Annotated in this window: 11 protein-coding genes; 7 read left to right on the plus strand and 4 right to left on the minus strand. The window is 67.9% G+C overall.

Annotated features, from left to right (window positions below; all coding sequences use genetic code 11):
- The 3 genes from DPV74_RS18475 to DPV74_RS18485 form a co-directional block, all read left to right on the plus strand.
- The coding region (locus DPV74_RS18475; RefSeq protein ID WP_162923080.1) for an aminopeptidase family protein P at positions 1-1,382 on the plus strand (1,382 nt) is incomplete at its 5' end.
- Between the two features lie 54 nt (positions 1,383-1,436).
- Positions 1,437-1,988 (plus strand): cysteine hydrolase family protein, encoded by a 552-nt coding sequence (locus DPV74_RS18480; RefSeq protein ID WP_059699724.1) that lies wholly within the window; start codon positions 1,437-1,439, stop codon positions 1,986-1,988.
- Positions 1,985-2,608 carry an HAD family hydrolase gene (locus DPV74_RS18485; RefSeq protein ID WP_119337734.1) on the plus strand — a complete coding sequence of 208 codons (624 nt, stop codon included), beginning with the start codon at positions 1,985-1,987 and terminating at the stop codon, positions 2,606-2,608. The genes DPV74_RS18480 and DPV74_RS18485 overlap by 4 nt, the downstream gene beginning before the upstream one ends.
- A gap of 135 nt (positions 2,609-2,743) precedes the next feature.
- On the opposite strand, the gene ettA is transcribed toward DPV74_RS18485, so the two are convergent.
- The 3 genes from ettA to gcvA all read right to left on the minus strand — a co-directional run bounded on the left by ettA (position 2,744) and on the right by gcvA (position 5,934).
- Positions 2,744-4,411: an energy-dependent translational throttle protein EttA gene (gene ettA / locus DPV74_RS18490; RefSeq protein WP_027788485.1), complete on the minus strand. Its 1,668-nt coding sequence runs from the start codon at positions 4,409-4,411 to the stop codon at positions 2,744-2,746.
- Between the two features lie 190 nt (positions 4,412-4,601).
- The gene (locus DPV74_RS18495) at positions 4,602-4,910 is read right to left on the minus strand and encodes a DUF3761 domain-containing protein (RefSeq protein WP_119337735.1); all 309 of its coding nucleotides are present in this window, start codon (positions 4,908-4,910) and stop codon (positions 4,602-4,604) included.
- A 106-nt stretch (positions 4,911-5,016) separates the two neighbouring features.
- The gene (gcvA, locus tag DPV74_RS18500; RefSeq protein WP_119337736.1) at positions 5,017-5,934 is read right to left on the minus strand and encodes a transcriptional regulator GcvA; all 918 of its coding nucleotides are present in this window, start codon (positions 5,932-5,934) and stop codon (positions 5,017-5,019) included.
- A gap of 193 nt (positions 5,935-6,127) precedes the next feature.
- Here gcvA and DPV74_RS18505 point away from each other — a divergent pair, with 193 nt between their 5' ends.
- The 3 genes from DPV74_RS18505 to gabP all read left to right on the plus strand — a co-directional run bounded on the left by DPV74_RS18505 (position 6,128) and on the right by gabP (position 9,668).
- A complete protein-coding gene (locus tag DPV74_RS18505; RefSeq protein ID WP_119337737.1) occupies positions 6,128-7,438 on the plus strand; it encodes an MFS transporter in 1,311 nt (436 codons plus the stop codon).
- A gap of 81 nt (positions 7,439-7,519) precedes the next feature.
- On the plus strand, positions 7,520-7,864 hold the full coding sequence (locus DPV74_RS18510; RefSeq protein WP_059688468.1) for an MmcQ/YjbR family DNA-binding protein: 345 nt from the start codon (positions 7,520-7,522) through the stop codon (positions 7,862-7,864).
- A gap of 412 nt (positions 7,865-8,276) precedes the next feature.
- Positions 8,277-9,668, plus strand: a complete 1,392-nt coding sequence (gabP, locus tag DPV74_RS18515) for a GABA permease (protein ID WP_060173926.1) — start codon at positions 8,277-8,279, stop codon at positions 9,666-9,668.
- A 166-nt stretch (positions 9,669-9,834) separates the two neighbouring features.
- On the opposite strand, the gene ychF is transcribed toward gabP, so the two are convergent.
- The gene (gene ychF / locus DPV74_RS18520) at positions 9,835-10,929 is read right to left on the minus strand and encodes a redox-regulated ATPase YchF (RefSeq protein ID WP_027788479.1); all 1,095 of its coding nucleotides are present in this window, start codon (positions 10,927-10,929) and stop codon (positions 9,835-9,837) included.
- Positions 10,930-11,175: 246 nt separating this feature from the next.
- Between ychF and DPV74_RS18525 the strand changes: the two genes are divergently transcribed.
- On the plus strand, positions 11,176-12,354 hold the full coding sequence (locus DPV74_RS18525; protein ID WP_027788478.1) for a UbiH/UbiF family hydroxylase: 1,179 nt from the start codon (positions 11,176-11,178) through the stop codon (positions 12,352-12,354).
- The last annotated feature ends 75 nt before the right edge of the window (positions 12,355-12,429 follow it).

Genomic DNA, 12,429 nt, shown 5'->3' on the forward strand with positions numbered 1-12,429 from the left:
TGCGCACCGACCTCGACCTGCTCGACGCGATCTGGCCCGAGCGGCCGGGGCTGCCCGGCGACGCGGTGTTCGAGCACGCGGCGCCGCAGGCCGACACGACGCGCGCGAGCAAGCTGGCCGAAGTGCGCCGCGCGATGCGTGCGCAGGGCGCGCAGTGGCATTTCGTCTCGACGCTCGACGACCTCGCATGGCTGTTCAACCTGCGCGGCGCCGACGTCAACTTCAATCCCGTATTCGTTGCGCACGCAATGATCGGCGCCGATCGCGCGACGCTGTTCGTCGCCGACGGCAAGGTGTCGCCGGCACTGGCCGCGTCGCTCGCGCAGGACGGCGTCGACGTCCGCGCCTACGACGCCGCGCGCGCCGCGCTCGCGGCACTGCCCGACGGCGCGACGCTGCTGATCGACCCGCGCCGCGTGACGTTCGGCACGCTCGAGGCCGTGCCGGCCGGCGTGAAGCTCGTCGAGGCCGTGAATCCGTCGACGTTCGCGAAGTCGCGCAAGACATCCACCGAGATCGAGCACGTGCGCGTGACGATGGAGCACGACGGCGCCGCGCTCGCGGAATTCTTCTCCTGGTTCGAACAGGCCGTGAACCGCGAGACGATCACCGAACTGACGATCGACGAGAAGCTCACTGCCGCGCGCGCGCGGCGCCCCGGCTACGTGTCGCCGAGCTTCGCGACGATCGCGGGTTTCAACGCGAACGGCGCGATGCCGCATTACCGCGCGACGCCGGAGTCGCACGCGACGATCGCCGGCGACGGGCTGCTGCTGATCGATTCGGGCGGCCAGTACGTGACGGGTACGACCGACATCACGCGCGTCGTGCCGGTCGGCACCGTCAGCGACCTGCAGCGGCGCGATTTCACGATCGTGCTGAAATCGATGATGGCGCTGTCGCGTGCCCGATTCCCGCGCGGCATCCGCTCGCCGATGCTCGACGCGATCGCGCGCGCACCGATGTGGGCGGCCGGGCTCGACTATGGGCACGGCACGGGGCACGGCGTCGGCTACTTCCTGAACGTGCACGAAGGCCCGCAGGTGATCTCGCACTACGCGCCGGCCGAGCCGTATACGGCGATGGAAGAGGGCATGATCACGTCGATCGAGCCGGGCGTGTACCGTCCCGGCCAGTGGGGCATCCGGATCGAGAACCTGGTCGTGAACCGCGCGGCCGGGCAGACCGAGTTCGGCGATTTCCTCGCGTTCGAGACGCTGACGCTGTGCCCGATCGACACGCGCTGCGTGCTGATCGAGATGCTGCATGAAGAAGAACGCGCGTGGCTGAACGCGTATCACGCAACGGTGCGCGAGCGCGTCGGCCGCCATCTGAGCGGCGATGCCAAGGCGTGGCTCGACGCGCGCACGCAGCCGATCTGACGCAACGCAGGAAAGCGGCCGGGCGCCGGCCGAACAACAACAGCGAGGGCGACGATGGCGGACACGGCAGTGATCGTGGTCGACATGCAGCGCGGGCTGGTGGAGCGGGCAACGCCCGCGTACCGGCTCGATGACGTGGTGTCGGGCATCAACCGGTTGACGGCGGCGGCGCGTGCGGCGAACGCGCCCGTGTGCTTCGTGCAGCACGACGGCGACGCGGACGACGACGTCGTGCCCGGCACGCCGGGCTGGGAACTGCACGCGGGGCTGGTCGTCGGGAACGATGACTGGCGGGTGCGCAAGCAGATGAGTGATTCGTTTCACGATACGCCGCTCGCGGCGCAACTCGAGCGCCACGGCATCCGTTCGGTGCTGATCTGCGGTTATGCGACCGAGTTCTGCGTCGATTCGGCCGCGCGCCGCGCAGCGCTGCTCGGCTACCGGACGACCGTCGTGTCCGACCTGCACACCACGAACGAGCGCACGCACCTGTCGGCCGCGCAGATCGTCGCGCATCATCACTTCGTATGGGAAAACAATTCGCTGTCGGGCAACCCGGTGATGCCGCGCCCGCTCGCGGATGTCCTTGCGACGGAGTTCGCATGACGATCAAGGCCGTGGTGTTCGATTTCGGCGGCGTGCTGATCGACTGGAGCCCCGAGTACCTTTACCGGGAACTGATTCCCGATGACACCGAGCGTCGCTGGTTCTTCACGCATGTGTGCACGATGGACTGGGTGGTCCGCCAGGACGGCGGGCAGACGATCGAAGAGGGGACGGCCGAGCTTGTCGCGAAGTTTCCGGCGCACGAGGGGCTGATCCGCGCGTTCTATGCGCGCTGGCAGGAGATGATCGGCGGCGTGCTCGACGAAGGCGTCGCGCTCGTCGACCGGCTCGACGCGCAGGGGATGCCGCTGTTCGGGCTGACGAACTGGTCGGCGCAGACGTTTCCGTATGCGTGGGACAACTTCCCGGTGCTGCGGCGTTTCAGGGACATCGTCGTGTCGGGCCGTGTGAAGCTCGTGAAACCCGATCCGGCGATCTACCGCGAGATGCATGCGCGGATCGAGCCGCACTTGCCGGGCATCGCGCCGCACGAACTCGTGTTCATCGATGACAACGCGAAGAACGCCGCGGCCGCGACGGCGCTCGGCTGGCACGGCATTCATCACACGAGTGCGGCGGCGACCGAGGCACGGCTGCGCGAACTGGGCGCGCTGGCGTAAGCGGCAAGCCGGCAGCCAGCCGCCGGATAAAAAAAACGGGCCAGCGGCCCGTTTTTTGTTGTTCCGCTTCCGGAGCGATCAGCCTCGGTGCCCGTTCCTGCGTTACCGCAGTGCCGGGCGCCCGGGCCGCGCCGCTCAGCGGCTGATCGGCTTGTAGCGCAGACGCTTCGGCTTCGCGGCTTCCTCGCCGAGGCGCGCACGCTTGTCGGCTTCGTATTCCTGGTAGTTGCCGTCGAAGAACGTGACCTGCGAATCGCCTTCGAATGCGAGGATGTGCGTCGCGATCCGGTCGAGGAACCAGCGATCGTGCGAGATCACCATCACCGAGCCCGCGAATTCGAGCAGCGCGTCTTCCAGCGCGCGCAGCGTTTCGACGTCGAGGTCGTTCGACGGTTCGTCCAGCAGCAGCACGTTGCCGCCCGAGATCAGCGTCTTCGCGAGGTGCAGGCGGCCGCGTTCACCGCCGGACAGGTTGCCGACGATCTTCTGCTGGTCGCCGCCCTTGAAGTTGAAGCGGCCGATGTACGCGCGCGACGGCGTTTCGTACTTGCCCACCGTCAGCACGTCGGCGCCGCCCGAGATTTCCTCGAACACCGTCTTCGTGCCGTCGAGCGCGTCGCGGCTCTGGTCGACGTACGCGAGCTTCACGGTCGGCCCCATCACGACTTCGCCCGAATCCGGCTGCTCCTTGCCCGTCAGCATCCGGAACAGCGTCGACTTGCCGGCGCCGTTCGGGCCGATGATGCCGACGATCGCGCCGGCCGGGATCTTCAGGTTCAGGTTGTCGATCAGCAGACGGTCGCCGAACGCCTTGCTGACGTTCTTGAACTCGATCACTTCATTGCCGAGGCGATCGCCGACCGGGATGAAGATTTCCTGCGTCTCGTTGCGCTTCTGGTATTCCTGGCTGTTCAGCTCCTCGAAGCGCGCGATACGTGCCTTCGATTTCGCCTGCCGGCCCTTCGGGTTCTGGCGCACCCACTCCAGTTCCTTCTTGATCGCCTTCTGGCGCGCCGATTCCGACGCTTCTTCCTGCTTCAGGCGCTCTTCCTTCTGGTCGAGCCAGCTGCTGTAGTTGCCCTTCCACGGAATGCCGTGGCCGCGGTCGAGTTCGAGAATCCACTCGGCCGCGTTGTCGAGGAAGTAGCGATCGTGGGTGACCGCGACGACGGTGCCCGGGAAGCGCACCAGGAACTGCTCGAGCCAATCGACCGATTCCGCGTCGAGGTGGTTGGTCGGTTCGTCGAGCAGCAGCATGTCGGGTTTTTCGAGCAGCAGCTTGCACAGCGCGACGCGGCGCTTCTCACCGCCCGAAAGATGCTCGATCTTTGCATCCCATGACGGGAGGCGCAGTGCGTCGGCGGCCACTTCGAGCTGCTGCTCGGGGCTGCCGCCGTCGCTCGACGCGAGGATCGCTTCGTACTTCGCCTGCTCGGCCGCGAGCGCGTCGAAGTCGGCGTCCGGCTCCGCGTACGCCGCGTAGATTTCCTCGAGCTTCTTGTTGGCCTGGAACAGGTCGCCGAGGCCTTCCTCGACGGCTTCGCGCACCGTCTTCGTCGGGTCGAGCTGCGGCTCCTGCGGCAGATAGCCGATGTTCAGGTTCGGCATCGGCGTCGCTTCGCCTTCGATGTCCTTGTCGACGCCCGCCATGATGCGGATCAGCGTCGACTTGCCCGAGCCGTTCAGGCCGAGCACGCCGATCTTCGCGCCGGGAAAGAACGACAGCGAGATGTCCTTCAGGATCTGGCGCTTGGGCGGCACGATCTTGCCGACCCGGTTCATCGTGAAAACGTATTGGGCCATTTGGGTGTGAAAGTCAGAAATGGTTGAGACTGCCGCGCAGCGCGCGGGCGTGGCGGCGTCGGGTGATTCGGTACGGAGCGTGCCGCGCACGGCGCGGCGGCGTCGCCGCGTGTCGGCAGCGCGAGCGGCTATTGTACTTCGCCGCCGGCCGCCGCTGGCGCGACACCTGGCCTTTTGGCCGGGGCTGCGCTCACAGCCACGCGGCGACGCCGCCGTGCCCCGAGCACGTGCCGCGCCGATGGCGGCTGAAGCTGTAGGTGCCGTCGCGGCAGCGCGCGCTCGCGCCTTCGGGCACGCGGCCCGATTTCGAATGCGCGGGTGCGTGCACGGTTTCGCCGTCGCGGTTGCGATACGTGTCGTGACGGTCGAGATCGGCTTCGTTGCCGTAGCCGGGCGGTGCGCGGTACGCGTGTGCGGGTTGGGGCAACGCGGCGCAGGCGACGAAGAAGACGGCGGACAGTGTCGCGATGCGTGTCGCGCGGCAGAACAGGGCAGGCATGGTCTCTCCCGGTCGGCTTGTTGTTATCGATGTCGGGCGGATGGCCCGCGCCGCATGTTAGCGGATCGGCGCCCGACCGGTGCCGGCGCCGAGCGGCGGCGTGACGCTACGCCGCGCCCGACATCGAGGCCGCGCCGTCGGCCTGCGCGGCCTCGAGGATCCACCGGCGAAAAGCGGCGACCTTCGGCCGCTCGGCGTGATGCGGCGGATAGACGAGGTAGTACGCGAAATCGTCGAGCCACGCGACGTCGGCGAGCTGCACGAGCCGGCCGCTTGCCAGCTCGCCGCGCACCATCGCGGCCGGCAGCAGCCCGGCGCCCTGGCCTGCGACGATCGCCTGCAGCAACAGGCCCGAGTCGTCGAACGCGGGGCCGCGCGGCGGGCCGATATCGTCGATCCGCTGCGCGCCGAACCAGATGTGCCAGCCCTTGCGCTCGGCGTCGTGCAACTGCGGCCAGCCGACCAGATCGGCGGGCGTCGCCGGCATGCCGAGCCGCGCGACGAGGTCGGGCGACGCGAGCGCGACGATCTCCACCGTCAGCAGGCGCTCGCTGCACAGGCCGATGTAGCGCCCGAGGCCATGACGGATTGCAACGTCGACGCCGTCGCGCGAAAAATCCGCGAGTGCGTGGCTCGTGACGACCTGCAGGTCGACGTCAGGGCACGCGTGCCGGAATTGCGCGAGGTGCGGGACGAGCCACGCGGATGCGAAGAACGGGGTGACGCTCACCGTCAGCACGCCGCTGTCGGCGGCGCCCGACACGCGCTGCGACGCGTCGGCGATCTGCCGGAACGCATTGCGCACCGGCGGCAGGTAGTCGCGACCGGCGGCCGTCAGCAGGATGCCGCGGTTGACGCGCTCGAACAGCTGCACGCCGAGGTGCGTCTCGAGCGTGCGGATCATCTGGCTCACCGCGCCGGGCGTGACCGACAGCTCCTCGGCCGCCGATTTCACCGACAGGTGGCGGGCGGCTGCTTCGAATGCACGCAGCGCGTTGAGCGGCGGCAGGCGGGAACGATTCATTGAGTTTTTCTAAAGCGAATGGCCGATGAAATATCGTTTGAGGCGGCGCGCGTGCGCGAGTACCGTTGTCGCATCCGATTGCGTGCTTGGGGGCTGCATTGCAGCGACCAATGCGATCAACATAGTTCAACTATATCCACGAGGCAAACCGGACGCCGTGACGTGTCCGGCTGGACCTGAGAGGAGCATCGTCATGAACCGCCCGGGCGCGTCGCGCCATTTCTACGGCTGGTACGTGGTCGCGGCCGCGTTCGCCGTCACGTTCGTCGGGTTCGGCAGCGCCTATACGTTCAGTGCGTTCGTCGAGTCGCTGCAGCGGGACTTCGCCGCGTCGCGCGGCCAGATCTCGCTCGTGTTCTCGCTCGCCGGCTTCCTGTATTTCGGTTTCGGCATCGTCAGCGGGCCGCTGGCCGACCGCTTCGGCTCGCGGCGGCTCGCCGTCGCCGGGATGCTGCTGACGGGCGCCGGGCTCGCGGCTGCCGGCGCCGCGCACACGCTGCTGCAGGTCTATGTCGCGTACGGGCTTGGTGTCGGTTTCGGCGTCGGCTGCGCATACGTACCGGCGGTCGGTGCCGTGCAGCGCTGGTTCGTGCGCCGGCGCGGCTTCGCATCGGGGCTCGCGGTCGCGGGGATCGGTGTCGGCACGCTGGTGATGCCGCCGCTCGCGTCCACGCTGATCGCGCAGGTCGGCTGGCGCGGCGCGTATTTCACGCTGGCCGTGATCGCGGTCGCGATCGGCGCGGGGATGTCGCTGCTGATCGAGAACGACCCGCGCGGGCGGGGGCTGCTGCCGGACGGGGAGGCTGCGCATGAGCCCGGCGGCGGGGCACAAGTCGCCGGGCACGGTGCGGGAGCCCCGGTGTCCGCCGCCGCGCGGCGCCAGCCGGTCGCCGCTTCTGCGCCTGCCGGCGCGACGGTGCGCGAAGCCGTCATGTCGCGGCCGTTCGCGAGCCTGTACGCCGCATGCCTCGCCTGCTCGTTCGGCGTGTTCGTCCCGTTCGTTCACCTCGTGCCGTACGCGCTCGATCACGGCGTCGTGCCGTCGACGGCCGTGCTGCTGCTCGGCGCGATCGGCGTCGGCAGCACGGCCGGCCGCTTCTTCCTCGGCGGCCTCGCCGACCGCTTCGGCCGCCGTGCGTCGCTGCTCGCGATGTTCGCGGGCATGGCCGTCGCGCTCGTCGCGTGGGCCGGGGCCGACACCGTTGCGACGCTTGCCGCGTTCGCGCTCGTGTTCGGCGTGTTCTACGGCGGCTGGGTCGCCGTGCTGCCGGCGGTCGTGATGGACTACTTCGGCGGGCGCAACGTGAGCGGGATCATCGGCGTGCTTTATACGAGCGTCGCATTCGGCACGCTGATCGGGCCGGCCGCGGCCGGTTTCATCTACGACGCGGGCGGCGGCTATCTCGTGCCGATCCTGGCCAGCGCCGCCGCGAATGCGATCGCCTTCGCGATCGTCGCGACGACGGGGCGAGCGCCGGTGGCCGCACGTGCGGCGCGCGGATAGGCGCACGTCCCGCGGCGTGCCTTCGCGAATTCCGGTAGGGTGGCCGGATCGTGAACCGAGGAAGTGCAGCCGGGAGGCCTCATGACATTCGACGAAGTCCGCCAGATCGCGCTGGCATGGCGCGGCGTCGAGGAAGGTACGTCGTACGGCACGCCTGCGCTCAAGGTGCGGGGCAAGATGCTCGCGCGGCTGCGCGAGGACGGCGACACGCTCGTCGTGAAAGGTGTCGGCCCCGACGAGCGCGCGTGGCTGATCGAATCGGAACCGGACGTGTATTACGTGACGGATCACTACGTCGGCTGGCCGATCGTGCTGGTGCGGCTGTCGGCGGCCCGTCCGGACGCCGTGAAAAAACTGCTTCTGCGAGAATGGCAGGCCGTCGTCCCCGCCAAATGGCGCGACGAGAGGGTGCACGGCGCGAACTGACACGCCGGTTGCGGCCCGCTGCCCGGCGTCGCCGGGCGCTTTCGGCGCGGCTCGCGCGCCGGCCCGAACGGGTACAAGCGTTGCATCGATCGACGTCGATGCGACGAGTGGTTCCATCGAAATTCTTCAATTGGTTCTTAGTGAAGAACCGTTTGGTGCTTACACTCCTTCGCTTCGAAGGCAGCTGACGAAAGCCGACGGAAACGGCGCACGCGATGCGTCGGCGCACCGCGCGCCGCATCGCACCCGCAGCTTCGCAGACTGCGCGGCGCGCCGATCCGAACGGTCCCATCCAGCCGCATGGCCGCGTGCGATGCACGCGCGCTCGCAGCCGGATTCAAGAACGACAACTCCCCCTGCTGCCTTCACGCGACACCCGGCCATACCGGAACCGTTTTTTGGAGAGAGACAGATGAGTGGAAGCAACACAGGCCTCGGTACAGGCCTGAAGCAGCGGCACGTGACGATGATGTCGATTGCCGGCGTGATCGGCGCGGGCCTGTTCGTCGGCTCCGGCCACGCGATCGCGGAAGCCGGCCCGGCGTCGATCCTCGCGTATGCGATCGCGGGCGTGCTGGTGGTGCTGGTGATGCGCATGCTCGGCGAGATGGCCGTCGCGCATCCGGACAGCGGTTCGTTCTCCACCTATGCCGATCGCGCGATCGGCCACTGGGCCGGTTTCTCGATCGGCTGGCTGTACTGGTGGTTCTGGGTGCTCGTGATCCCGATCGAGGCGACCGCCGCCGCGACCATCCTCAATGCATGGTTCCCCGGCGTTGCAACCTGGGTCTTCGCGCTCGGCATCACGCTGGTGCTGACGGTGACCAACCTCTTCTCGGTCAAGAACTACGGCGAATTCGAATTCTGGTTCGCGCTGATCAAGGTCGTCGCGATCGTCGTGTTCCTGTGCATCGGCGGCGCGGCGATCGTCGGCATCATTCCCGCCCCTGCGGTGTCGGGCGTATCGAACCTGTTCGCGCATGGCGGCTTCATGCCGCACGGTGCCGGTGCGGTGCTCGCGGCGATGCTGACGACGATGTTCTCGTTCCTCGGCACGGAGATCGTGACGATCGCGGCCGCCGAATCGGACAACCCGCAACGCCAGATCGTGCGCGCAACCAACTCGGTGATCTGGCGCATCACGCTGTTCTATCTCGGCTCGATCCTGATCGTCGCGGCCATCGTGCCGTGGAACGATCCGCTGCTGCCGAAGCACGGTTCGTATCAGCGCGCGATGGAGCTGATCGGCATCCCGAACGCGAAGGCGATCATCGACGTGATCGTGCTCGTGTCGGTCGCGAGCTGCCTGAATTCGGCGCTGTACACCGCGTCGCGGATGCTGTTCTCGCTGTCGAAGCGCAAGGATGCGCCCGCGTTTCTGCACCGCACGGATTCGACCGGCACGCCGCGCGCGGCCGTGCTCGCATCGACTGCATTCGGCTTCCTGACCGTGATCGCGAACTACCTGATGCCGGAACAGGTCTTCGGATTCCTGCTCGCGACGTCGGGCGCGATCGCGCTGCTCGTGTATCTCGTGATCGCGATCTCGCAGCTGCGGATGCGCAAGACGCTCGAAGCGACCGGCGCGGACCTGACGCTGCGGATGTGGCTGTTCCCCTGGCTCACGTGGCTGGTGATCCTGTTCATCTGCGGCACGCTGACCGTGATGCTCGTGAGTGAGGATCACAGGATGGAAGTGGGCGCGACGGCCGTGCTGGCGCTGATCGTGCTGCTGGCATCGTGGCTGAACAAGCGCGGCCGCGATGCGCAGGCGAGCGCGGGGCGGCGAGTGTCGGCGATGTGATGCCGCGACGAAGCGGCGGCGGACGCACGGTGTCCGCCGCCGGCTGGCGGAACGTCCTGCAATGAAAAATGGCCCGACGGCGCTTGCCGTCGGGCCATTCGTTTTTCGTGCCGGGCACGCAGTGCGCGATGCCGCGTGATTCACACGGCATCGGCCGATGCAAGGGTCAGACGTTGAACAGGAAATTCATCACGTCGCCGTCGTGCACGACATATTCCTTCCCTTCGGCGCGCATCTTGCCGGCTTCCTTCGCGCCTTGCTCGCCCTTGTACGTGATGAAGTCGTCGAACGCGATCGTCTGCGCGCGGATGAAGCCGCGCTCGAAGTCCGTGTGGATCACGCCGGCTGCCTGCGGCGCCGTGTCACCGATATGGATCGTCCACGCGCGCACTTCCTTCACGCCCGCGGTGAAGTAGGTCTGCAGGCCGAGCAGCTTGAAGCCCGCGCGGATCACGCGGTCGAGGCCCGGCTCCTCCATGCCCATGTCGGCGAGGAATGCTTCCTTGTCGGCATCGTCGAGATCGGCGATTTCCGCCTCGATTGCCGCGCACACGGCGACCACCGGCGCATTTTCGCTTTCCGCGTACTTGCGCACGGCATCCAGGTGCGGGTTGTTCTCGAAACCGTCGTCCTTCACGTTGGCCACGTACATGGCCGGCTTAGCGGTGATCAGGCAGAACGGCTTGAGCAGCGCCTCTTCGTCGTCCGACAGCGCGAGGCCGCGCACGGCCTTGCCCTGGTCGAGCTGCGCGCGCACCTTCTCGAGCACGGCGACGAGCTTCGCCGCTTCCTTGTCGTTGCCCGACTTCGCGGCCTTCGAATAGCGCGTGAGCGCCTTCTCGACGGTGCCGAGGTCGGCGAGCGCGAGCTCGGTATTGATCACTTCGATGTCGTCGATCGGGCTGACCTTGCCGGCGACGTGAATGACGTTCTCGTCCTCGAAGCAGCGCACGACGTGCGTGATTGCATCGGTTTCGCGAATGTTGGCGAGGAACTGGTTGCCGAGGCCTTCACCCTTGCTCGCGCCTGCGACGAGGCCCGCGATGTCGACGAACTCGACGACGGCCGGCACGACACGCTCCGGCTTGACGATCTCGGAGAGCGCCTTCAGGCGCGTATCGGGCACTTCGACGATGCCGACGTTCGGCTCGATCGTGCAGAACGGGTAGTTCTCGGCGGCGATGCCGGCCTTGGTCAGCGCATTGAACAGGGTGGACTTGCCGACGTTGGGCAAGCCGACGATGCCGCATTTGAGACTCATGGAATCCTTCGGACGGGTAAGGCGGCGCGGCCGGACAGGGCACGGCGGCGCGGGAAAAAAGGGCGGCCGGCGCTTGGGGCGCGGCGGGCCGACGGTCAAAGACGCTATTGTACCGTGCCGACGCCCCGGATTCCGGGGTTGCGCCGAACGGCCGATGCGGCGGGCCGCCGCGCGGCATCGGCCGCCTGCGATTCTGCTGATTTCCCGCAAAGTCCGGCCGCGTAAGGGTTTGGCCCCGCGGCTATAATGCCCGCCATGACTGCCCACCACTCCTTCGACGTCGCCGTGGTCGGCGGCGGGCTCGTCGGCAAGACTGCCGCGCTCGCGCTGACCCAGTCCGGCTACAAGACTGCCTTGCTCGCCCAGCCGGCCGCGCCGCGCCCCGCCGATCTCGTATTCGACACGCGCGTCTACGCGCTGTCTTCCAGTTCGCAGGCGTTGCTCGAGCGGCTGCGGGTCTGGCAGGCGCTCGACCATGGCCGCCTCGCACCGGTCTACGACATGCGCGTGTACGGCGATGCGCACGCAGAACTGCATTTTTCCGCGTACCAGGCATCCGTGCCGCAGCTCGCGTGGATCGCCGAATCGTCGCTGGTCGAGGCGTCGCTCGACGCCGCGCTGCGGTTCCAGCCGAACCTCACGTGGTTCGAGGCGCGCGCGCAGGGCTTCGACGTACACGACGACGCAGCCGTGCTCACGCTGTCGTCGGGGCAGGTGCTGGAAGCGGATCTCGTCGTCGGCGCGGACGGCGCGCATTCGTGGGTGCGCTCGCAAATGGGGGCCAAAGTCGAACGGCGCGACTACCGGCAAACCGGTGTCGTCGCGAACTTCAAGGCGTCGCTGCCGCATCGCGAGACGGCCTACCAGTGGTTCCACGAAGGCGAGATCGTCGCGCTGCTGCCGCTGCCGGACGGCCATGTGTCGCTCGTCTGGTCCGCGCACACCGCGCATGCGGACGAATTGCTCGCACTCGATCCGGCGCAGCTCGCGGCCGAGGTCGAGCGCGTGTCTCATGGCCAAGTCGGCACGCTCGACTGCGTGACGCCGGCCGCCGGCTTCCCGTTGGCGCTGCAGACGGTCGACAAGCTGATCGCGCCGCGCGTCGCGCTCGTCGGCGATGCCGCGCACCTGATCCACCCGCTCGCGGGACAGGGGATGAACCTCGGCCTGCGCGATGTGGCGGCGCTTGCCGACGCGATCGCCGGCAAGGAAAGCTTCCGCAACCTCGGCGATACGGTGCTGCTGCGCCGCTACGAGCGTTCGCGCCGCGAGGACATCCGCGCGCTGATGGTCGCAACCGACGGCCTGCAGCGGCTGTTCGCGGTGCCGGGCTCGCTCGCGAAGGCCGTGCGCAATGCGGGCATGGCCTTCGTCGGTGCGCAGCCGCTCGTGAAGCGCTGGCTCGTGTCGGCCGCGCTCGGCTGATCGAACCTTCGGCCGCTTCGCCGGTCGGACACGGTTCCGTTACGGCGTACACTGTGCCGTGAACACCGATTGAGC

This window comes from Burkholderia sp. HAN2018, from assembly GCF_024704855.1.
GTDB classification, from domain to species: Bacteria; Pseudomonadota; Gammaproteobacteria; order Burkholderiales; family Burkholderiaceae; genus Burkholderia; species Burkholderia cepacia.